The organism is Mycobacterium sp., from assembly GCF_049683935.1.
GTDB lineage: Bacteria > Actinomycetota > Actinomycetes > Mycobacteriales > Mycobacteriaceae > Mycobacterium.
The window spans coordinates 1-21,299 of record NZ_JBAUJR010000311.1; the positions used below are offsets into that span (position 1 = coordinate 1).

At 67.7% G+C, this 21,299-nt stretch carries 22 protein-coding genes; 13 read left to right on the forward strand and 9 right to left on the reverse strand.

Annotation, left to right across the window (positions count from 1 at the left end):
• Positions 1 to 103: 103 nt before the first annotated feature.
• Positions 104 to 769 carry an MBL fold metallo-hydrolase gene (locus WA965_RS18245; RefSeq protein ID WP_526301794.1) on the reverse strand — a complete coding sequence of 222 codons (666 nt, stop codon included), beginning with the start codon at positions 767 to 769 and terminating at the stop codon, positions 104 to 106.
• Between the two features lie 42 nt (positions 770 to 811).
• Here WA965_RS18245 and WA965_RS18250 point away from each other — a divergent pair, with 42 nt between their 5' ends.
• Genes WA965_RS18250 through purQ form a run of 3 tightly spaced genes read left to right on the forward strand, consistent with a single transcriptional unit; the run spans position 812 to position 2,423 of the window.
• Positions 812 to 1,465: an ATPase gene (locus tag WA965_RS18250; RefSeq protein WP_526301852.1), complete on the forward strand. Its 654-nt coding sequence runs from the start codon at positions 812 to 814 to the stop codon at positions 1,463 to 1,465.
• Positions 1,466 to 1,500: 35 nt separating this feature from the next.
• Positions 1,501 to 1,752: a phosphoribosylformylglycinamidine synthase subunit PurS gene (purS, locus tag WA965_RS18255; protein ID WP_178361769.1), complete on the forward strand. Its 252-nt coding sequence runs from the start codon at positions 1,501 to 1,503 to the stop codon at positions 1,750 to 1,752.
• A complete protein-coding gene (gene purQ, locus WA965_RS18260; RefSeq protein WP_526301796.1) occupies positions 1,749 to 2,423 on the forward strand; it encodes a phosphoribosylformylglycinamidine synthase subunit PurQ in 675 nt (224 codons plus the stop codon). Before purS ends, purQ begins: the two co-directional genes overlap by 4 nt.
• A 193-nt stretch (positions 2,424 to 2,616) precedes the next feature.
• On the opposite strand, the gene WA965_RS18265 is transcribed toward purQ, so the two are convergent.
• Positions 2,617 to 3,414, reverse strand: coding sequence for a family 1 encapsulin nanocompartment shell protein (locus WA965_RS18265; RefSeq protein WP_526301798.1), 798 nt, complete (start codon positions 3,412 to 3,414; stop codon positions 2,617 to 2,619).
• Entirely contained in the window at positions 3,411 to 4,439 is a 1,029-nt protein-coding gene (locus tag WA965_RS18270) for a Dyp-type peroxidase (RefSeq protein ID WP_526301800.1), read from the reverse strand. The genes WA965_RS18265 and WA965_RS18270 overlap by 4 nt, the downstream gene beginning before the upstream one ends.
• Before the next feature lie 50 nt (positions 4,440 to 4,489).
• Between WA965_RS18270 and WA965_RS18275 the strand changes: the two genes are divergently transcribed.
• Genes WA965_RS18275 through WA965_RS18295 form a run of 5 tightly spaced genes read left to right on the forward strand, consistent with a single transcriptional unit; the run spans position 4,490 to position 10,843 of the window.
• Positions 4,490 to 5,746 (forward strand): M18 family aminopeptidase, encoded by a 1,257-nt coding sequence (locus tag WA965_RS18275; RefSeq protein ID WP_526301802.1) that lies wholly within the window; start codon positions 4,490 to 4,492, stop codon positions 5,744 to 5,746.
• A gap of 15 nt (positions 5,747 to 5,761) precedes the next feature.
• The gene (locus WA965_RS18280) at positions 5,762 to 6,109 is read left to right on the forward strand and encodes a VOC family protein (RefSeq protein ID WP_526301804.1); all 348 of its coding nucleotides are present in this window, start codon (positions 5,762 to 5,764) and stop codon (positions 6,107 to 6,109) included.
• 38 nt (positions 6,110 to 6,147) lie between these two features.
• Positions 6,148 to 8,442 (forward strand): phosphoribosylformylglycinamidine synthase subunit PurL, encoded by a 2,295-nt coding sequence (gene purL, locus WA965_RS18285; protein WP_526301854.1) that lies wholly within the window; start codon positions 6,148 to 6,150, stop codon positions 8,440 to 8,442.
• Positions 8,439 to 10,151 carry an alpha/beta hydrolase gene (locus WA965_RS18290; protein ID WP_526301806.1) on the forward strand — a complete coding sequence of 571 codons (1,713 nt, stop codon included), beginning with the start codon at positions 8,439 to 8,441 and terminating at the stop codon, positions 10,149 to 10,151. The genes purL and WA965_RS18290 overlap by 4 nt, the downstream gene beginning before the upstream one ends.
• A complete protein-coding gene (locus WA965_RS18295) occupies positions 10,151 to 10,843 on the forward strand; it encodes an Rv0804 family intramembrane glutamic endopeptidase (protein WP_526301808.1) in 693 nt (230 codons plus the stop codon). Before WA965_RS18290 ends, WA965_RS18295 begins: the two co-directional genes overlap by 1 nt.
• Here WA965_RS18295 and WA965_RS18300 read toward each other — a convergent pair.
• Together WA965_RS18300 and WA965_RS18305 are read right to left on the reverse strand one after the other, a co-directional pair.
• Positions 10,773 to 11,201, reverse strand: a complete 429-nt coding sequence (locus WA965_RS18300) for a PPOX class F420-dependent oxidoreductase (protein ID WP_526301810.1) — start codon at positions 11,199 to 11,201, stop codon at positions 10,773 to 10,775. The two genes, WA965_RS18295 and WA965_RS18300, sit on opposite strands and share 71 nt — an antisense overlap.
• A 41-nt stretch (positions 11,202 to 11,242) precedes the next feature.
• Entirely contained in the window at positions 11,243 to 12,448 is a 1,206-nt protein-coding gene (locus WA965_RS18305) for an MCE family protein (RefSeq protein ID WP_526301812.1), read from the reverse strand.
• Positions 12,449 to 12,464: 16 nt separating this feature from the next.
• Between WA965_RS18305 and WA965_RS18310 the strand changes: the two genes are divergently transcribed.
• Positions 12,465 to 12,857 (forward strand): sterol carrier family protein, encoded by a 393-nt coding sequence (locus WA965_RS18310; RefSeq protein WP_526301814.1) that lies wholly within the window; start codon positions 12,465 to 12,467, stop codon positions 12,855 to 12,857.
• 12 nt (positions 12,858 to 12,869) lie between these two features.
• Here WA965_RS18310 and WA965_RS18315 read toward each other — a convergent pair whose 3' ends face one another.
• Entirely contained in the window at positions 12,870 to 14,189 is a 1,320-nt protein-coding gene (locus tag WA965_RS18315) for a DoxX family protein (RefSeq protein ID WP_526301816.1), read from the reverse strand.
• A gap of 101 nt (positions 14,190 to 14,290) precedes the next feature.
• On the opposite strand from WA965_RS18315, the gene purF reads away from it, so the two are divergent.
• The gene (gene purF / locus WA965_RS18320; protein WP_526301818.1) at positions 14,291 to 15,859 is read left to right on the forward strand and encodes an amidophosphoribosyltransferase; all 1,569 of its coding nucleotides are present in this window, start codon (positions 14,291 to 14,293) and stop codon (positions 15,857 to 15,859) included.
• Between the two features lie 16 nt (positions 15,860 to 15,875).
• On the opposite strand, the gene WA965_RS18325 is transcribed toward purF, so the two are convergent.
• Positions 15,876 to 16,847 (reverse strand): NAD(P)H-binding protein, encoded by a 972-nt coding sequence (locus tag WA965_RS18325; RefSeq protein WP_526301856.1) that lies wholly within the window; start codon positions 16,845 to 16,847, stop codon positions 15,876 to 15,878.
• 148 nt (positions 16,848 to 16,995) lie between these two features.
• Between WA965_RS18325 and WA965_RS18330 the strand changes: the two genes are divergently transcribed.
• On the forward strand, positions 16,996 to 17,613 hold the full coding sequence (locus WA965_RS18330; RefSeq protein ID WP_526301820.1) for a DUF2461 domain-containing protein: 618 nt from the start codon (positions 16,996 to 16,998) through the stop codon (positions 17,611 to 17,613).
• A gap of 57 nt (positions 17,614 to 17,670) precedes the next feature.
• Positions 17,671 to 18,744 (forward strand): phosphoribosylformylglycinamidine cyclo-ligase, encoded by a 1,074-nt coding sequence (purM, locus tag WA965_RS18335; protein WP_526301822.1) that lies wholly within the window; start codon positions 17,671 to 17,673, stop codon positions 18,742 to 18,744.
• A gap of 15 nt (positions 18,745 to 18,759) precedes the next feature.
• Here purM and WA965_RS18340 read toward each other — a convergent pair whose 3' ends face one another.
• Complete coding sequence (locus tag WA965_RS18340) at positions 18,760 to 18,945, reverse strand: DUF3073 domain-containing protein (protein ID WP_178361785.1); 186 nt, start codon at positions 18,943 to 18,945, stop codon at positions 18,760 to 18,762.
• A gap of 131 nt (positions 18,946 to 19,076) precedes the next feature.
• Positions 19,077 to 20,162 (reverse strand): CAF17-like 4Fe-4S cluster assembly/insertion protein YgfZ, encoded by a 1,086-nt coding sequence (ygfZ, locus tag WA965_RS18345; RefSeq protein WP_526301824.1) that lies wholly within the window; start codon positions 20,160 to 20,162, stop codon positions 19,077 to 19,079.
• Between the two features lie 57 nt (positions 20,163 to 20,219).
• Here ygfZ and WA965_RS18350 point away from each other — a divergent pair, with 57 nt between their 5' ends.
• A complete protein-coding gene (locus tag WA965_RS18350; RefSeq protein WP_526301858.1) occupies positions 20,220 to 21,089 on the forward strand; it encodes an aminodeoxychorismate lyase in 870 nt (289 codons plus the stop codon).
• Positions 21,090 to 21,299 lie beyond the last annotated feature (210 nt).

A 21,299-nucleotide genomic window follows, 5' to 3' on the forward strand; every position in this document is an offset into this window, starting at 1 on the left:
TTCTCCGGCCGCGCGGCCGGTCGGGCCGCCGCCCGCGACGTCGGCTGAGGGCGAATCCGGCGCGAGACACGACGCCGAGGGGGTGTCAGCGCGCCCGATTCACTCAGAACTGCGTGCCGCTCTCCGGTTCGAGGACCTGGAAGTCGGTGTCGGTCATCTCCGACAACCGGCCGTAGTAGATGGGCCGGGCGATCGGGTCCACGATCGCCTGGTGGATCGGCACCGCGTGGGTCGGCGCGACCGCACGCAGGTAGTCGACGGCTTCTGAGATCTTCATCCACGGCGCCGCGGCGGGCGTGGCCAGCACGTCCACCGGCTCGCCGGGGACGAACAGCGCATCGCCGGGGTGCATCAGCTTCGCCGGGTGCTCACCGTCGCCGACGAGATACGAGATGTTGTCGATGATCGGGATCTCCGGATGGATGACCGCGTGCTTGCCGCCGACACCCCGCACCGTCAGATGTCCGACCGACAGAGTGTCGCCGACCTGGACCGCCTGCCACGGTGCGCCCAGCTGAGCTGCTGTCTGCGGGTCCGCGTAGAGGGTTGCCTGCGGATTGGCCTCGATGAGCGCGGGCAGCCGCTCGGTGTCGGCGTGGTCGGGGTGTTGATGGGTGATCAGGATCGCCGACAAACCGGTGATGCCCTCGAAGCCGTGGGAGAAGGTGCCCGGGTCGAACAACACCGTCGTCGCGCCGCCGATGCCCTCGCCCGGTGCTCCCGGAAAGCTGGCCAACAGGCATGAATGTCCGAAGTGTGTGAGCTGCATCCCTATATTGTTGCGCGCAGGGGGTAGGTCTACGTGAGATTGATGCTCGCGCTGGTGGTGGCGGTCTGCGGACTCGTGGTGGTCCCGGGCACGGCACGCTCCGTGCCGGGGATTTGTCCGCCCTTCTGTGACGCGATCCCCGACGCCGCGTGGATCGAGTCCAGTTCCCTGCCGCTGTACCCGGTCTACCGCTGGCCGGGCCTGGCAAGGCTGGCGGTTGACGCGCCCGCACCCCGGTTCGGGTTCGAGGGGTGGTGTGCGAGTCCGACCGCAGCCGACGATCCCCGGGACTACGTGGTTGCCGCCCGCGCCGAGGTGAGCAATCCCGACGGGCAGTGGAACCTGCGGGTGCAGGTTCTGCACTGGCGGGGCCCGGTGTCCACCGGGGGCCCGCTCGCTCTGGAGACGCTGGAGAAGGCCCGGATGGCTCTGGCGCTGTGCCACCTCACGGCGCCCGCAGTGTCACCGTCGATGACCAGCAGCGATGCGGAGCGGCTTGCGACGGTGATCAGCGACGGTGGCCGCCGGGTCATGCACGCCTACCTGGTGGCGGACCCGCGCAACAGTTCCCTGGTCGAGGTGGCGCTGTGGTCGACGTTGCCCACCGCCGTCGAGTGGTCGGTGGTGCCCGACACCGAGGTTTTCGACGCGATGGCAGCGCCGCTGTGTGCCGCCTACCTGGGCTCATGCCGGTGACGCGGGGCCGCTGCCCCCGCAGGTAGAGTGAGCGCGTGGCAAAAGTGGTGGTACACGTCATGCCGAAGACCGAGATCCTCGACCCGCAGGGGCAGGCGATCGTCGGCGCTCTCGGCCGCCTGGGCTTCGACGGAGTCTCAGATGTGCGGCAGGGCAAGCGATTCGAACTCGAAGTCGACGACAGCATCGACGACGAGAAGCTCGCCGAGATCGCCGAATCGCTCCTGGCGAACACCGTCATCGAGGACTGGACCGTCAGCAGGGAACTCCCCGGAGGCACCGCATGAGCGCCCGTGTGGGCGTCATCACGTTCCCGGGCACCCTCGACGACATCGACGCCGCGCGCGCGGTACGACTGGCCGGCGCCGAAGCGGTCAACCTGTGGCATGCCGACGCCGACCTCAAGGGCGTCGACGCGGTGGTGGTCCCCGGCGGTTTCTCCTACGGCGACTACCTGCGTTGCGGGGCCATCGCGAGGTTCGCCCCGGTGATGGGTGAGGTCGTCGCCGCTGCCGGCCGTGGCATGCCGGTGCTGGGGATCTGCAACGGCTTTCAGGTGCTCTGTGAAGCCGGTCTGCTGCCCGGGGCGCTGACGCGTAACGCCGGCCTGCACTTCGTGTGCCGCGACGTGTGGCTCCAGGTCGCGTCCAACACCTCGGCGTGGACCTCGCGCTACGACCAGGGCGCCGACCTTCTGGTGCCGCTGAAGTCGGGCGAGGGACGTTATGTCGCCAGCGAGGCCGTGCTCGACGAACTCGAGGGCGAAGGCCGGGTGGTCTTCCGCTACCGCGACAACATCAACGGCTCGATGCGTGCGATCGCCGGCATCAGTTCGGCCGACGGCCGCGTCGTCGGCCTGATGCCGCACCCCGAGCACGCCACCGAAGCTCTGACCGGCCCGTCCGACGACGGGCTGGGCCTCTTCTACTCCGCACTGGACGCAGTTTTGGTGTCCTGACGTCTCTGCATTCGGGGCGTGGTTGGTCGGTCGGACCGGTTGCGGCCCAACAGCTGTGGGCTCAACGTCACGCTCGTCGACTGTGAGCGCGCGCAAAATGCCAGCTGTTGCGGCGCGTCGGCGTGCAAACACGCGCTTTCGCGGGGAGTCGCGCGGGCTCGCGGGGAGTCGCGCGGGCTCGCGGGAACTGGTGTCAGGCGCTCAGCGCGACTGCCGCCTCGGCGGTGTAACACAGGAACGTCATGGTCTCCTGCAGATAGAGCTGCACGGTCTCGGCGTCGTGGGACAGGTAGCCGATGCACACGTCGGTGCCCAGCTGCAGGTCGAAATCGCCTCCGCGGGTGGACAATACGAATGCTCCGTCGATGGCCGGCGCCCAGATGATGTCACCGTCGACCAACCGGTTGAGGTGTTCGCGGATGGGATAGCCGTTCGCGGTGGTTTCGCTGACCTGCGTGTAGATGTCCGCCGACAGCAGCACGCTGTACGGGCCGTCGACGCCGGCCAGTCGCAGTTCCGAGAGCGCCTGGCTGATCACGTCGGGGATCTCGCGCGGGTCTTCGGGCAGCGCCAGACTGGGGCACGAACTCGCCTTGCGGATGCCACCGATGTGGGCCGCCTCGTATCCCTCGAAGATCGCCCGATCCTCGATGAACGCCAGCTTCTTGGCGGCGTCCTTGACCGGGTCCCAATCCGAATCCTGCGACCCGCGCTCGACGTCGTCGATGTCGATCCGGTTCACCGTGAACGGCACCCGCAGCCTGACCAGCGGCCGCGCATCACGCAGGTGGGCGACCACGCCGTCGCCGGGTGCGGCGACATCGATCAGGTGGCCGGTACTCACCGCCGCGGTGACGGGGCCTCCCGGTTCGCTGACGTCGACCACCCGGCGGCCCGCGATGTGGCGCTTGAAGGTACGGGTGGCTTCCTGCTCGATCTCCGCCCACGCGACGTCGGTGATCGGGGCCAGTTCGCGGTACAGGTTGTTCATTGAGGTTGTCCTTTCAGACTGCCGATCCCGAGCGATCCGTCATAGCTGTCCGTCGTCACCGGCGCGACCGCCGGCGATTCCGCCGCCGCTGAATCCGGAAGCGGCGGAGGGTTGTTGAGGAAGTCCGTGGTCGGGGTGAAGAACATCGAGCCGGTGACGGCGGTGGAGAAGTCCAGCACCCGGTCGGTGTTGCCCGGCGGGTCGCCGATGAACATGTTGGTCAGCATCCGCTCGGTCACCGCTGCGGTGCGCGAGTAGCCGATGAAGTACGTACCGAACTCGCCCTTGCCGACCTCGCCGAACGGCATGTTGTGCCGCACGATCTTGAGTTCGGTGCCGTCCTCGTCCTCGATGACGTTGAGCGCCAGGTGGGAGTTCGGGGGTTTCGCATCGTCGTCGAGTTCGATGTCGTCGAGCTTGGTGCGCCCGATGACTCTTTCCTGCTCCTCGATCGACAGCGAGTTCCAGGAACCCATGTCGTGCACGTACTTCTGCACATGTACGTAGCAGCCACCGGCGAAGTCAGGATCCTCGTCGCCGATCCGGGTGGCACTGTCGGCCAGCGGGCCGTCGGGATTCTCGGTGCCGTCGACGAAACCCAGCAGGTCTCGGTTGTCGAAGAACCGGAATCCGTGTGTCTCGTCGACGACGGTGATCGTGTCCATCGCGCCGACGAGCCTGGTGGCCAGCTCGAAACAGACGTCCATCGACTCGGCGCGGATGTGGAACAGCAGGTCGCCCGGTGTCGACGGGGCGCGGTGGCGGCCGCCGTCGAGTTCGACGAACGGGTGCAGTTCAGCGGGGCGGGCCCCGGCGAACAACCGGTCCCACGCGTGCGACCCGATCGACGTCACGACGGAGAGTCGCTTCGTCGGGTCGCGGAATCCGATGGCCCGCACCAGCCCTGCGATGTCGCCCAGCGCATCGTGCACCGACCGTTCGCCGTCCTCGTCGATGATCGCCACCAGGAAGATCGCCGCGGGAGTCAGCGGCGCGAGAACCGGCTGCGGATCAAGATCGGGCACACACCGACCCTAGTGCCACGGCCGCGGATGAGACCCGTGAAGATGAAGAGATGGCAGCTAGCCCCCATGGCCTGTGTGAGTTCATCGATTCGTCGCCGTCCCCGTTCCATGTGTGCCGAAGCGCCGCGGACCGATTGCTCGCCGCCGGGTTCACCGAACTGTCCGAGAGCGACCCGTGGCCCGCGTCGGGTGACCACTTCGTGGTTCGGGCCGGTTCGCTGATCGCCTGGCGCTCCGGCGGCGAGAAGGGGGTGCCCTTTCGTGTCGTCGGTGCCCACACCGACAGCCCCAACCTGAGGGTCAAACAGCACCCGGACCGGTTCGTCGCCGGGTGGCAGATCGTGGCCCTGCAGCCCTACGGGGGGGCCTGGCTTAACTCGTGGCTGGACCGCGACCTCGGTCTCAGCGGCAGGCTCTCGGTCCGTAGTGGCAGCGGCATCGAACACCACCTGATCAGGATCGACGAGCCGATCCTGCGGGTACCGCAGTTGGCGATTCATCTCAGCGAGGACCGCAAGGGCGTCGAGCTCAACCCCCAACGGCACGTCAACGCGGTCTGGGGCGTGGGCAGCGGGTCCCGGTCGTTCCTGACCTATGTCGCGGCGCAGGCCGACGTGGACGTCGAAGACGTGCTGGGCGCCGATCTGATGACACACGACATCAACCCGTCGCGATTAGCCGGGGTCGACGGTGAGCTGATCAGCGCGCCACGACTGGACAACCAGGCGACGTGTTACGCCGGTCTGGAGGGTTTCCTGGCGGCGGCACCGGCTGCCGTCACGCCGGTGCTGGTGCTCTTCGACCACGAGGAGGTCGGATCACAATCCGACCATGGCGCACAATCCGACCTGCTGCCGACGGTGCTGGAGCGGATCACGCTGGCCGAGGGCGGCGGGCGCGAAGACTTCCTGCGACGACTGCCGGAATCGATGGTCGCTTCCGGGGACATGGCGCACGCCACCCATCCGAACTATCCGGAACGCCACGAACCCGGCCACCTGATCGAGGTCAATGCAGGTCCGGTGCTGAAAGTGCAGCCCAGCCTGCGCTACGCCACCGACGGCCGGACCGCGGCGGCGTTCGCGCTGGCCTGCGAGCAGGCGGGCGTCGCACTGCAGCGCTACGAGCATCGCGCCGACCTGCCGTGTGGATCGACGATCGGTCCGATGACCGCAGCGGGCACCGGAATACCGACCGTCGACGTCGGAGCGGCCCAGCTGGCGATGCACTCGGCGCGTGAGGTGATGGGCGCCGCCGATGTCGCTGCCTATTCGTCGGCACTTCAGGCGTTTCTGTCACCCGGCTGACTTAGGGTCGGCGGTATGACACTGAAAGTTGAGATGATCACCTTCGATTGTGTTGATCCCGACGGGCTCGCGGACTGGTGGGCGAAGGCTGCGGGGGGCGATGTGAACGCCGTGGCGCCAGGCGAATTCGTGATGGTCACCAGCGAGGGACGCCCGGCGCTGGGCTTCCAGCGGGTGCCCGAACCGACGCCCGGCAAGAACAAGGTGCACCTGGACTTCCACTCCGCCGACAAGGAGGCCGAAGTGGCCCGCCTCGTCGGTCTGGGAGCGCGCGAGACCGGCCGGAACAGCTTCGGGCCTGAGTTCGAGTGGGTCGTGCTGGCCGACCCAGAGGGCAACGCCTTCTGCGTCGCCGGAGGCTGACCTCTCGCGCTGGCTAGACTGTCTCGGTGACGTCTGGGTTGACCCAAGAGGTAGACACCGTCGAGCGGGCAGCCGCTACTCCCGAGCAGCCGCAGCCCTTCCGCGAGCTGGGGCTCAAGGACGACGAGTACGAACGGATCCGCGAGATCCTCGGCCGTCGGCCTACCGATGCCGAGCTTGCGATGTACTCGGTGATGTGGAGCGAGCACTGCTCCTACAAATCGTCGAAGGTGCATCTGCGCTACTTCGGTGAGACGACCACCGAGAAGATGCGCACCGCGATGCTCGCGGGCATCGGCGAGAACGCCGGCGTCGTCGACATCGGCGACGGGTGGGCGGCCACCTTCAAGGTGGAGTCGCACAACCACCCGTCCTACATCGAGCCTTACCAGGGTGCCGCCACCGGCGTCGGCGGGATCGTCCGCGACATCATGGCGATGGGTGCCCGGCCGGTGGCCGTGATGGACCAGTTGCGCTTCGGCGCCGCCGATGCGCCGGACACCCGACGCGTCGTCGACGGCGTGGTGCGCGGCGTCGGTGGCTACGGGAACTCGCTGGGACTGCCGAACATCGGCGGCGAGACGGTGTTCGACGCCTGCTATGGGGGCAACCCTCTGGTCAACGCGTTGTGCGTCGGGGTGTTGCGCAAGGAAGACCTGAAACTCGCGTTCGCGTCGGGGGCGGGCAACAAGATCATCCTGTTCGGAGCCCGCACCGGTCTGGACGGTATCGGCGGGGTGTCGGTGCTGGCGTCGGAGACGTTCGGCGGCGACGAGGGCGGAGCGGGCCGAAAGAAGCTGCCGTCTGTCCAGGTCGGTGACCCGTTCACCGAGAAGGTCCTCATCGAGTGCTGCCTGGAGTTGTACGCCGCCGACCTCGTGGTCGGCATCCAGGATCTCGGTGGCGCCGGATTGGCTTGCGCTACTTCGGAACTGGCGGCCGCAGGCGATGGCGGCATGAAGGTTGCGCTGGAGACGGTGCCGCTTCGGGCGGCCAACATGACGCCGGCCGAGATCCTGTCGAGCGAATCGCAGGAACGGATGTGCGCGGTCGTCACCCCGGACAACGTCGACGCTTTCATGGCGGTGTGCCGCAAATGGGATGTGCTGGCCACGGTCATCGGTGAGGTCACCGACGGAGACCGGCTGGAGATCACCTGGGACGGCGAAACCGTCGTCGACGTGCCGCCGCGCACGGTCGCCCACGAGGGACCGGTGTACGAACGGCCAGTTCAGCGACCCGACACCCAGGATGCACTCAACGCCGACACCTCGGCATCGATTCCCCGGCCGTCGAGCGGCGACGAACTGCGCGCGACGTTGCTCGCGCTGGTCGGTAGCCCACACCTGTGCAGCCGCGCGTTCATCACCGAGCAATACGACCGCTATGTCCGAGGCAACACCGTGCTGGCCGAGAACGCCGACGGCGGCGTGCTGCGCGTCGACGAGGAGACCGGGCGCGGCATCGCGATCTCCACCGATGCCTCGGGACGGTACACGGCGCTCGATCCGTACACGGGAGCCCAGCTTGCGCTCTCGGAGGCCTACCGGAACGTCGCCGTCACCGGCGCCACCCCGATCGCGGTCACCAATTGCCTCAACTTCGGCTCACCTGAGGACCCGGGCGTGATGTGGCAGTTCTCGCAGGCGGTCCGCGGGCTGGCCGATGGTGCTGCGACACTGGGCATTCCGGTCACCGGCGGAAACGTCAGCTTCTACAACCAGACCGGGACCACGGCGATCCTGCCCACCCCGGTCGTCGGCGTGCTCGGCGTCATCGACGATGTGAAGCGGCGCATCCCCACCGGCCTCGGCAACGAACCCGGCGAGACCTTGATCCTTCTCGGCGACACCCGCGACGAGTTCGACGGTTCGATCTGGGCCCAGGTCACCGCCGAACATCTCGGCGGCCTGCCGCCTGCCGTGGATCTGGAACGGGAGCGACTGCTGGCCGATGTGCTCACCGCCGCGTCGCGCGACGGCCTGGTCTCCGCAGCCCACGATCTGTCCGAGGGCGGCCTGATCCAGGCGGTGGTGGAGGCGGCGCTGACCGGCGAAACCGGTTGCCGCATCGTGCTTCCCGAGTCGGTCGACCCGTTCGTGTTCCTGTTCTCCGAATCCTCCGGGCGGGTGCTCGTCGCGGTGCCCCGCACCGAGGAGAGCAGGTTCACCGCGATGTGCCAGGCCCGCGGATTGCCGGCCACCCGAATCGGTGTCGTCGACCAGGGGCCCGACGGGGGCCAGGCGGCCGTCGAGGTGCAGGGCCAGTTCACGGTCACCTTGGAGGAGTTGCGGCGCACGTCGGAGGGCGTGCTGCCCGGGTTGTTCGGGTGACCTCGCAGACCCACAAGGACAACCCCGTCTATCTCTGGGCGTGGCGCCTGGTGCGATTGGATTTCACCGGCGCCGTGTTCGGCGCACTGTTCTTCTGCCTGTCGATGACTCCGTCGCTGCTGCCCAGGGACTGGCTGTTCCAGGGTCTGATCGGCGGCGTCACCGCCGCCATCGGATACGGCATCGGGGTGTTCGTGTCCACGATGATCGGCAGGTTCCTGCTGGCGCGTCGGCGGTGGTGGCCGCCGCCCGCCCGGGTGTCCTACGCGCTCAAGGCCATCGCAGTCGTGATGTCGGTGGGGGCCTGTGCACTGATCGTGATCCCGGCGGCCGCCTGGCAACGGCAGGTCTCCGCGCTCATGGGTGTGGAAGGGCCGGCCACGGCCGGCTATCTGCGCACCCTCGTCCTGGCAGCAGTGGTTGCAGGGGTCTGCGTGGCGACGAGTCGGCTTCTGCTGGACCTGATCAAGACGATGGCACGTGTTTTCATCCGCCGCTGGCGGCTCTCCGACGAGGTGGCCCTGTTCATCGGCACGGGCATCGTCGTGGTGCTGGTGATCACGCTGGTCAACGGCGTCCTGGTGCGGGGCTTCCTGGCCGGGGCCAACCGGGTGTTCCAGCCGCAGAACACCACCACCAGGGAGGGCGTGACACAGCCCGATGAACCCGAAAGATCAGGCAGTCCAGAGTCTTTCGCGTCCTGGGAGTCGCTGGGATACCAGGGAAGGAACTTCGTCGCGGGCGGTCCGGGAGCCGAGGAGCTGACCCGCCTCAACGGCAGGCCCGCCGAGGAACCGATCCGGGTGTACGTCGGCCTGCAGACTGCCGACACCGACGAAGCTCGCATGGCCGTGCTGCTCAGCGAACTCGAGCGCAGCGGCGCCTTCGAGCGCGAGGTGCTGGTCATCGTGCCGACCACCGGGACCGGATGGGTCAACCCGATCGCGGCGAGGTCGCTGGAGATGATGTACAACGGCGACACCGCGATCGTCGGATCGCAGTATTCGTATCTGCCGAGCTGGATCTCGTTCCTGGGCGACCAGCAGAAGTCGATGGACTCGGGCCGGATGATGATCGACGCCATCCACGACCGATGGGTCCGGTTGCCGGAGGACGAGCGTCCCCGCCTGCTGCTCTACGGGGAGAGCCTCGGCTCGATGGCCGGGCAGGGCGCGTTCGACTGGTTGCCCGACATCTCCCGGATGGGCTTCTCCTCGGTGCTCTGGGTCGGCCCGCCCAATGCCAGCCCGCTGTGGCAGGCAATAACGACGCGCCGCGACCCGGGCACCCCCGAAGTGGAACCGCGCTATGACGACGGCCGCACCGTGCGGTTCTCCCAGGGAAACGACGCTGCTCAGATCGCCGGGGACACCGCCGATCCGTGGAACGGCACCAGAGTGCTCTTCCTGCAGCATGCCTCGGACCCGATCGTCTGGTGGTCGCCGGAACTGCTGTTCACCCGCCCGGATTGGCTCGCCGAGCCGCCGGGGCGCGACCGGACCTCATCGATGCGGTGGTATCCCATCATCACGTTCTGGCAGGTCGCAGCGGACATGACCAACGCCGCGTCCGTGCCTGACGGCCACGGGCACAACTACGGCGATTTCATCCTCGACGGATGGGCAGGCGTCGCCGCACCTCCGGGGTGGACGCAGGCCGACACCGAGCGGATCCGAGTAGCGTTGCAGCAGAACGAGTCCGCCGCATAGTGCGGGACACGCTGCGGGCGGTCGCGTTGGCGGTGGCGCTGCTGGGATGGAGCGTGGCGGCGCCGCGGATCCCGGCTCGGTGGCATCCGCTTCCGCACGCGCTGTTCGGCGTCGCGATGTCGTCGCTCAGCGGTGCCTCGCTGGGCCTGCGGCCACCGACACTGTGGGCCGGTCTGCGGTGGGGGGCGGCTGCCGCGGCACCTGTGGTGCTCGCTGTTGCTGCGGGAACGGCGATTTCGCAGGTTCGAGACGGCATGGCCGAACGCACGCTGCCGGCACCGACCGGCCGATGGCTGCTGCTGCGTATCCCGATCGGCACGGTGTGGGCGGAGGAGGCGGCCTACCGGGCGGCGCTGGGATCCACCGCGACGCGGGCCTTCGGTGAGTCCTGGGGGCAACTGTTCGCCGCGGCGGCGTTCGGCCTGTCACACCTGCCTGACGCCCGCGCAACGGGTGAATCGGTGCCCGGCACGATCCTGGTCACCGGTGCCGCAGGCTGGATCTTCGGCCGGCTCTACGCGAAGTCGGGCAGCCTCGCCGCACCGATGCTCGCTCACCTGGCCGTCAACGAGGCCGGCGCGATCGCCGCGTTGACGGTCCAGCGTCGGGGTGGGGGAGAGGTCAGGCGACGTTGCGGACGTGCGCGACCAACTGGTGCGGTTCGGTCGTCTGGTCGTCGATCCCGAAACTGATCACCCGCCGAGGCGTGATACGGATGATGGCGGCGTCGAGTGGGTCCCCGTTCGGTTCGCGCGGCGGGTCGTCGAGCAGGGCCTGCACGGCGGTGCCGCGAATCTCCAGGCACCGCACCCGCCACGGGTCGCGGGACGGGATGTCGTCGATGACGAACGCCACCTTGTTGTTTCGCGCGAGATTGCGGAACTTGCGGCTGCGTGACATCTGATAGCCGGCGATGTCGATTGTGCCGAGTTGCTCGTTGAAGGTGAACCCGACCGGGCTGTTCTGCGGCGTGCCGTCGGGTTGGATGGTGGCCAGTCTGCCGAGGTCGGCCTGCTTCATGAAGTCGATCTCGAAGGATGTGAAGGTCATACCGCAGACGGTAGAACCTCAATGGCGATTGAGGTCAAGGGTCACGGGTTGATGGTCGGCTCGCCGACCTGCCTGCCCCACACGTAGTCGACGAGCATCGGTTGGGGGATACCCACGTGGTTGTAGGGGGCGATGCTGTACCCGGTGTCCATCACCAGATACGGCATCGGCCACAGATCGCGGGTGACCTTCTGCCAGCACCCCGGCCTGCCCTCCGGGCCGCCCCTGGCGTTGATCCGCGGCAGGTTGTCGGGGTAGACGTACGGGTCGCCTGCGCCGAAGACGGTGCCGGCCGACCGCAGCGAGTAGCCGTTGTCACCACCGAAGACGCGGGAGATCTCGGGACCGACCTCGGCGTAGTTCCTGGTGGTGCACAGGATCATGCCGCGATAGTCGTCGAGCAGCTTCGAGGTCGCGGTCAGGTCCGCGGCACCACGAATCAAATAAGGTCCGGCCTCCTCGAAGGTGCCTGTCGCGCCGTCGGCGAAGCCGAGTGCAGCCATCAACGCCGCGTCGATGTCGCCGCGATGCTGGGTGAGCGTGCGCGCCGTCTGGACCGCTTGGTCGAGTCCGTCGAAGAGATCGGGAGACGCGCTCGCGTACACCTCGGCCAGGGCCGCCACCTGTTCGATGTCATAGCGCAACCGGGGCATCCTCGGATTCAGGTCATCAAGGATCCGATTGCCGTTGACCAGCGATTCGCCGAACCTGTCGCCCAGGCCTGTCAGTGCTTCGGCGGCGGCGCTGAGAGTCTGGTTCAGCTTGATCGGATCGACCTGCTCGGCGATCGCGGTGACGGTCTCGAACAATGTGTTGAACTCGGTCGTCACCCCCGTGACGTCGACGACGTCGCCGCTCGAGATCCGTTGCGCTACAGGCTTGTCCGGTGAGCTCACCGATACGTACTTGTTGCCGAAGACGGTGGTCGCGCGAACCTCGAAGACCGCATTCGCGGGAATGAACCGCAGGTAGGCCGGATCGACGTCGAGGGTCAACCTGGCTGCCGGGGTGTCGTCGGACTCCACCTGCGCGATCCTGGCCACCCGGCCGATCTCGACCCCGTTGTAGGTGACCTTCGCGCCCGGTTCCACCACCAGACCCGCCCGCGCAGCCAGCAGCGTCAATTCGCTGGTCCCCGCAAAGTGCCCCCGGAACTGTAAGAAGAGCAGGCTGCCTGCGATGACGGTGATCGCCAGGAAAAGCGCCCCCACCACTTTGTACGGCGGGTCGTCGCGGTCGACAGACACTTTGAGACCCTAGATTATGGCCGTCCGCCGTAGTGCCGATCCGGGAAAGACCCGCGCCGCAGTGCTGGCCGTGGCGGGTTGGCTACGCGACGAGAGCATGCCCCCGCCGAGCCGGACCGAACTGGCCGAAGCGGTGCGGACCACCGCAAGAACCCTGCCGCTGCTGGCGCCGGGAGCGGCCGTCGAGGTGCGGGTGCCACCGTTTGTCGCCGTCCAGTGCATCTCGGGTCTGACGCACACCCGCGGCAACCCGCCGAACGTGGTCGAAGCCGACCCGCGCACCTGGCTGCTGCTGGCGACGGGTCTGCAGTCGGTCGCCGACGCCGCCTCGGTAGGCGCGTTGCAGATGTCGGGCGGGCGAGCCGGTGAGATCGCCGACCTGCTGCCGATCGTCGGACTCTCCGACTGACTCGCGACCGCCTCAACCGAAATAGGGTTGGTCCTGCACCCAGTTGAACCCGCGGTTGCGCAGCGTGAATTCATCGAGCGGTTGGCGCTGCAACGAGATCGTCACCGGACTGCCGTCGAGGGTGCCCGCCAGGCGCAGCGTGTCGGGGCTCTGCCGGTCGACGGTCATCGTCGCCCACGGCGCCGGTGGCTCTCCCGGCGGGGCCGAAAGGTCGGTCAGCGTCAGCGTGTCGTCCTCAAACGACGCCGCGACGTCGACCAGATCACCGTTCATCCGCTGGTAGGTCACCACCTGTGGAGTGTCGAAAACGAGCCGTTGCCAACGGGTCTCATCGGTGATCACCGGCGGGCGCGGGCGGTCGTCGACAGTGAACTCGTTGACCGACCAGATGCCGTACAGGTCCGGTTTTTCTCGCCCGTCGCCGACCTCCTGCCACAGTTGAACATTCAGGATGAGACATCCGGCAAGCACCCACAGCCCGAGGGCCACCTGCACGGCTGCGGCGATGCGGTTGTGCCCTGCGGATTCGAAGAGGGGGCGACGCACCTCGGCGTCGGTCGCCCGGCCGGCCAGAGCGCCTGCCAGGCGTCGCGCCTGTGGCGCCAGCAGCACCACGCTGATGAGCAGTAGATGCGACGACAGGATCTTCACCGGTACGTCGTAGGTCATGTTCAGCAGAAAGATCTGGGCGGTGGCGCCCACGCTCAACAGCGCGCCGGCGGTGGCGGTTCGCGGCAGGAACAGCAGTACGCCGGCCAATACCTCCACCGATCCCAACACGATCTCGTAAGGATGCGACGTGCCGACCTGCAGCCAGAGCACTGCCATCGGGCTCAGGTTGCCGAACGGTTCGAGCAGTGAGGCCAGCGGCGGTGACGGCATCTGCGTCGGGATGACCTTCGCCAAACCGTAGAACAACATCTGGCCGCCCAGACACAGCCGCAGGAACACCGTGAACCAGGCCGCCAGGCGCGGGTAGGCGGCCCGGTTCCGGTCGAGCACCGACCAGGCCGCCGTGGCGACGACGGCCACCACCAACAGGCAGAAGACCAGAATCCAGATGGCCGCCTGGTCGCCGCTGCCGGAGAACGGTTGCAGCGCGGTGTCAACCCCGAAAACCGTCCGGCCCACCCAGCGGGTGACCGGTTCCAGCGTGATCATCTGCCACAGCACCGCGTTCTGCGGCAGCCACAACGCGGCGATCCCGGCGTAAACGAACGTGATCTGGGCGAAGGTGAGGCAGAACAGCCCGAGGTAGACGACCCCGAAGCGGAAGATGATGCGGGTTGCGGGGTGCCACCGTAGCTGTGGTTCGGCCGGACCCGGGTGCACGCGACGCTCCTCCGAGAAATGTTCGCGGCGATGTCGGCGTTGAACCCGTGGACCGACACCGCCATTCGATTCCGTCTTCGGTCGGTGTTCACCGTAGACTGATGAGCGTCACCCACAGCCCCCAGGGAGCAGCCATTGTGACCGTCGAGCCCCCCGAGAACGACCCCAAGGAAGAGTGCGGCGTATTCGGAGTGTGGGCGCCCGGCGAAGAGGTGGCGAAACTCACTTATTACGGCCTCTATGCCCTGCAACACAGGGGGCAGGAAGCCGCCGGCATCGCCGTCGCCGACGGTTCGCAGGTGCTGGTGTTCAAGGATCTGGGCCTGGTGAGCCAGGTCTTCGACGAGCAGACGCTGGCCGCGATGCCGGGTCATGTCGCCGTCGGGCACTGCCGCTACTCCACGACGGGCTCCACCACCTGGGAGAACGCTCAGCCGGTGTTCCGCAACACCGCGGCGGGCACCGGGGTTGCGCTGGGCCACAACGGAAATCTGGTCAACACCGCCGAACTCGCCGCCCGTGCTCGCGACGAGGGGCTGATGGGCAATCGTGGCGCGGTCGCCGCCACCACCGACTCCGACATCTTGGGAGCGCTGCTGGCGCACGGTGCAGCGGACTCGTCGCTCGAACAGGCGGCTCTCGAACTCCTCCCGACCGTCCGCGGCGCGTTCTGTCTGACCTTCATGGACGAGAACACCCTCTACGCCGCCCGCGACCCCCACGGCGTGCGGCCGCTGTCGCTGGGCCGCCTCGACCGCGGGTGGGTGGTGGCATCGGAGACCGCGGCGCTCGACATCGTCGGCGCGGCGTTCGTCCGTGACATCGAACCGGGTGAACTGCTCGCGATCGACGCCGACGGCGTGCGCTCCACCCGCTTCGCCAACCCGACACCCAAAGGCTGTGTCTTCGAGTACGTGTACCTCGCCCGCCCGGACAGCACGCTGGCCGGCCGGTCGGTGCATGGCACCCGCGTGGAGATCGGACGCAGGCTGGCCGTGGAGGCGCCCGTCGACGCCGACCTGGTGATCGGTGTCCCCGAGTCCGGCACTCCGGCGGCGGTCGGCTACGCCCAGGGTTCTGGCATCCCGTACGGGCAGGGTCTGATGAAAAACGCCTACGTCGGGCGCACCTTCATCCAGCCGTCCCAGACGATCCGCCAGTTGGGTATCCGGCTCAAGCTCAACCCGCTCAAGGAAGTCATCCGAGGAAAGCGCCTGATCGTCGTCGACGATTCGATCGTGCGAGGCAACACCCAGCGTGCCCTGATCCGAATGCTGCGTGAGGCCGGTGCCGTTGAGGTGCATGTCCGGATCGCCTCACCGCCGGTCAAATGGCCGTGCTTCTACGGCATCGACTTCGCCACGCCGGCGGAACTCATCGCCAACGCCGCGAGCAACTCCGCCGACGAGAGCGAGATGCTCGACGGGGTCCGCCGAGCGATCGGTGCCGACACGCTGAGCTACATCAGTCGACAGGGCATGATCGCCGCGACCGAGCAGCCGGCTTCGCGGCTGTGCTCGGCGTGTTTCGACGGCAACTATCCGATCGAACTGCCCGGCGAGACTGCTTTGGGCAAGAACGTCATCGAGCACATGCTCGAAACCGCCGCCCGCACAGGCATCCCGCTGCAGATCGAGAACGACAACGCCTCGGCGCTGCGCCGGCCCTGACGCCTCGGCGGAGAGGTCACTGCGTCGCGGTGGGACTCCAGCGCATCACAGAACGGCGTCCGATCTTCGGCTGATTCTCGCCTTTGAGAGCCAGCACCACCGAGTCCCGATATCCGGTCAAGCCCTGGGCGGGCGGTGGGATGACGGAATCGATGTCGTGTTCGTGGGCGACCGCGTCGCATTCCAGTGAGGCGACCAGTGGGCGCGCAAGGCCCAACGGAATGGGAGTCACCAACCCCACCCACCAGCTGGCGATGGCCGGGGTGAGGAAAGGAATGGCGACGATGAGGCGCTTACTCAGCCCGGCCACGTCGGCGTAGACCTGCATGGCGTCGCCGTACTCGAGTACGTCGGGGCCGCCGACATCCCACGTCCGCGATTTCGGCACCGGTGCCGTTGCCGCCTCGATCAGGTAGTAGAGGATGTCGTCGATCGAGATGGGCTGGATCTTGTTGTGCACCCATTTCGGGGTGGTCATGACCGGCAGTCGGTCGGTGAGGTGACGGATCATCTCGAACGACGCCGAACCGGCGCCGACGACGATGCCCGCCTGCAACACCACGGTCTCGATGCCTGATCCGATGAGGATGTCCCCCACAGCCGCGCGGGAGGCCAGGTGGGGTGACAGTTCGCCCTCGGGGTGCAGGCCACTGAGGTAGACCACGCGCTGCACCCCCGCAGCCTTCGCCGCGGCGGCGACGTTCTCGGCAGCGCGCTTCTCCTCGGCGACAAAGTCCCTCGACGTGCCCATCGAGTGCACCAGGTAGTAGACGACGTCGGTGCCTTCGAACGCCGCGGTCAGCGAGTCGGGCTTGGTCAAATCGCCGCGCACGACCTCGGCCTGGTCGCGCCACGGCGCATCGTCGAGCTTTGCCGGGGTGCGGGCCATCGCCCGTACGTGGTGGCCGCGCTCGAGCAGCGCCGGCACGAGTCTGCCGCCGATATAGCCCGTGGCGCCCGTCACCAAGCACCTGATCTCAGCTACCACTACCGCTCCGTTCGTCTCCACCCGCAAAAAGCTGTCGAATATGTTTCGTTGCCGGTGCCGACGTGGAGTGCCCGCTGAGGAGATTTGCTAACCGTTAGGGGTGGCTCATTTGGCTCCGGCGCCCGCCGAACGCCACCACAATGTGATCGTGGCGTTTCAGGGGTGGCCGATCGAGGCCGTCGAGTTCTACGAAGGTCTCGAGGCCGACAACTCGAAGGTGTACTGGCAGGAGCACCGATCGGTCTACGACACCCACGTGAAGGCTCCGATGGAAGGGCTGGTGGCCGAGCTCGCCGCCGAATTCGGTGAAGGCAGACTGTTCCGGCCTTACCGCGACGTTCGATTCAGTGCCGACAAGTCGCCGTACAAGACCAGCTGCGCCGCGATGATCGGGCCCGGGTACGTGTCGTTCTCCGCCGATGGGCTGTCTGCGGGGAGCGGCCTCTACATGCCGGACCCCGAGTCGCTGCGGCGCTACCGGGCCGCGGTGGACGCCGAGGCTGAAGGCGGGGAACTGGCCGCGATCGTGGCTGATCTGCATCGCAACGGCTACCAGATCATGGCGCACGAGGTGCTCAAGACCGCCCCGCGCGGATATCCGAAGGACCACGAACGAATCGAGCTGCTTCGGCACAAGGGCATCGCGATGATGAGAACCTGGCCGGTCGCCACCTGGCTCGGCACCCGAAAAGCCAAGGAACGGGTGGTGGCGACCTTCCGCGCGGCGGCGCCGCTCAACGGGTGGCTGGCCCGCAACGTCGGCTGACGGCCGGCACAGACCGGTAACGGTTCGCTGCTGAACAGCGGGGTAGCCTTGCACACGATGACCGAGCGCGCCGAACAACACGGCATTTCCTATGCTTCGGCAGGGGTGGACATCGAAGCTGGTGACCGCGCCGTCGAACTCTTCAAGCCGCTAGCCAAAAAGGCCACCAGGCCCGAGGTACGTGGTGGGCTGGGCGGGTTCGCGGGGATGTTCGCGCTGCGCGGCGACTACCGCGAACCGCTGCTGGCGTCCTCGACCGATGGGGTCGGGACGAAGCTGGCGGTCGCCCAGGCCATGGACAAGCACGACACGGTCGGCATCGATCTTGTCGCGATGGTCGTCGACGACCTGGTGGTGTGCGGTGCCGAGCCGTTGTTCCTGCAGGATTACATCGCGGTCGGGCGGACGGTGCCCGAACGTGTCGCCGAGATCGTGTCCGGCATCGCCGACGGCTGCGTCCTGGCCGGCTGTGCGCTGCTGGGTGGCGAGACGGCCGAGCATCCCGGGCTGATGGCCCCCGATCACTACGACATCTCGGCCACCGGCGTCGGCGTCGTCGAGGCCGACGATGTGCTGGGTCCCGACCGCGTCCGGCCCGGCGACGTGATCATCGCGATGGAATCCACCGGCCTGCACTCCAACGGGTACTCGCTGGCCCGCCATGTGCTGCTCGAGATCGATCACATGAATCTGGCCGGACATGTGGAGGAGTTCGGGCGCACCCTGGGCGAGGAGTTGCTCGAGCCGACGCGGATCTACACCAAGGATTGTCTGGCGTTGGCGGCCGAGACGCAGGTCAGGACGTTCTGCCACGTCACCGGCGGTGGACTGGCGGGCAACCTGGAACGCGTCACCCCGCACGGGCTGGTCGCCGAACTCGACCGTGGCACGTGGACGCCCGCCCCGGTGTTCGGCATGATCGCCCAGCGCGGGCGCATCGAGCGTGCCGAAATGGAGAAGACGTTCAACATGGGTGTGGGGATGGTGGCCGTCGTCGCGCCGGAGGACACCGATCGCGCGTTGGCCGTGCTGACTGCCCGCCACCTGAAGTGCTGGACCCTCGGAACCATCGAGAAGGGCAGCAAAGACGGCTCACGAGCATCGCTCGTGGGTCAGCATCCCAGATTCTGAGGGAACCCCTACGGACTAGCGGCGCCAGTCGTCGTCGTCGGTCCAGCCGTCGTCGGACGGCACGTCGCTGCCGTTGAGGCGGTCCTCGTCCGGCGAGCCAGACAGCTCGCGCTGTAGCCGCTCGAAGTCGGTCTGCGGTGAACTGTATTTGAGATCACGTGCAACCTTGGTCTGCTTTGCCTTTGCCCGGCCGCGGCCCATGGGGGAACCCCCTCGCGCAATAACGGAGCGGCCCAATTAACAGGCGGCTCCGATCTGAGTGTGTTTATTGTCCTGCCAACACTTTACCGTGCCCTCCGGCGTACCGCTGGCAGACCCTGGTCGACGGTCGTTCAGCGGGCGCCGCCACGCAGTCTTTCCACCGCCAGCCGGCCCGCACCGACCGCGTCGGTGGCAGGCATGGAGTCCGGATCGATCGCCGCTGTCACCTCGACCTCACCGCCGGTGTTCAGTGCCAGATCCGCCGGCATCCCCCGCTTGAGCAGGGCCAGGGCGATCACTCCTTCGTCGACGTGGTCGACGACGGTGCCCAGGCGGCCCACCGTGCGGCCACCGGCCTGCAGCGGGTCTCCCGGCGACGGTCGATCGCCGTCACCGTCCAGGTGCAGCAGCACCAGCATCCGGGGCGGTTTGCCCAGGTTGTGGACTCGCGCCACGGTTTCCTGGCCTCGGTAGCATCCCTTGTCCAGATGCACCGCGGGTCCGATCCAGCCCACCTCGTGGGGGATCGTCCGCTCGTCGGTGTCGACGCCGAGACGGGGACGACGCTGCGCGACGCGGTGCGCTTCGTACGCCCACACGCCGGCCCGGCGCACGCCTGCGGCGACCAGGCGCTCGATTCGACCGGCCACCTGATCATGCGGCACCAGGACGTCGACCTCGATGCCTGAGCCGGGAACACGGCGCACAAAACCGCCATCGGCGAGGGCAACCGCTGTGCCCTCCGCGGGCAGCGCAGCCACCCCGAGGGCGTCGAGGACCGGCGTGTCGGCGAGGTGCGGTCCGAGCAGGGATAGCACCGCGAGGTCGGCCGCCTCGACGCTGACATCGGCCCAGAACACCATCTTGCGCAGGTAGGCCAGCAGTGGCTCGCCCCGCCACGGCTCGGTGTCGAGCACTGTGACACCGTCGAGCTGGGTCTGGAGCCAGTGATCCTCCACACGTCCCTGGCCGTCAAGGCTCAGATTCTGGGTGACCGTGCCGTCGGGCAGCTCGCTGACGTGCTGGGTGGTGAGGCTGTGCAGCCAGGATTTGCGTTCGGCGCCGGACAGCGACAGCACCGCCCGGTGCGAGCGGTCGACGACGACGGCGCTTTCCGCCGCCGACCGCTGCTCGCCGAGCGGGTCGCCGTAATGCCAGACAGCGCCGGCGTCGGGTCCTGGCGTGGGAACCGGAACCCCGGAAGTGGTCGTAGCCATAGGTCGACTCTACGGTCAGCCGGGCAGCGGGCGGGGCTACGCTGTCAGCCCATGGCAGTGGTGGTCACCCTCGACGGGCGCGTGCACGATCCGCAGACGCCGTTGCTTCACGCCGACGACCTGGCGGCCGTCCGCGGCGACGGAATCTTCGAGACGCTGCTGGTCCGGGATGGCCGACCGTGCCTGCTGGAAGCCCACCTGTCGCGGCTGACCCACTCCGCGCACCTGCTCGACCTACCCGACCCCGACCTGCCGCGGTGGCGTTCTGCGGTGGCGACGGCCGTGGAACGCTGGCTGGCCGACGGCGGCGACGAAGGCGTCCTGAGATTGGTGTACAGCCGAGGTCGGGAAGCCAGCACGGACGGAGTCGGCACCGGCTACGCCACGATCGGCCCGGTACCCGGCAGGGTCGCCGACGTCAGGCGCAACGGGTTGGCAGCGCTGACGCTGGACCGCGGTCTGTCGGCCGACGGGATCGACGCGATGCCCTGGTTGCTCGCGGGTGCCAAGACACTGTCGTACGCGGTGAACATGGCCGCACTGCGGCATGCCGAGCGCCAGGGCGCCGGCGACGTCATATTTGTCAGTACCGACGGCCACGTCCTCGAAGGGCCGCGCTCGACCGTGGTCGTCGCGACCTCGTCACCGGACGGCAGGGTCTGCCTGCTGACCCCGCCCCCGTGGTACCCGATCCTGCGCGGAACCACCCAGCAGGCCTTGTTCGAGGTGGCCCGCAACAAGGGCTACGACTGCGATTACCAGGCTCTCAGACCCGCCGATCTGGTTGCCGCCCAAGGAGTCTGGCTTGTATCGAGCATCACGCTGGCGGCCCGGGTGCACACGCTCGACGGCGCGGCCCTGGCCCCGGCGCCGTTGGCCGCCGAGATGGGCGGGCTGATCGACGCCGCGATCCTGAGTGATCGCTGAACGCTTAATTCCCTTGTCGCGCTGACGAAGCGCGGGTACGGTCGCTGGTACACAAGAAGGGAGGTGGTCCGAGAACTTGATTGACTTATGGACATGTGAGGTGGCTGCGAGCTAGCAGCGCCGGGAAGTCGTTGACGCACCTGTGCGCGCTGGCGAAATCCCCGCAGTCACCCGGCCCCCGAGCCCCTCGGTCTTGTCCGACCAGGAACC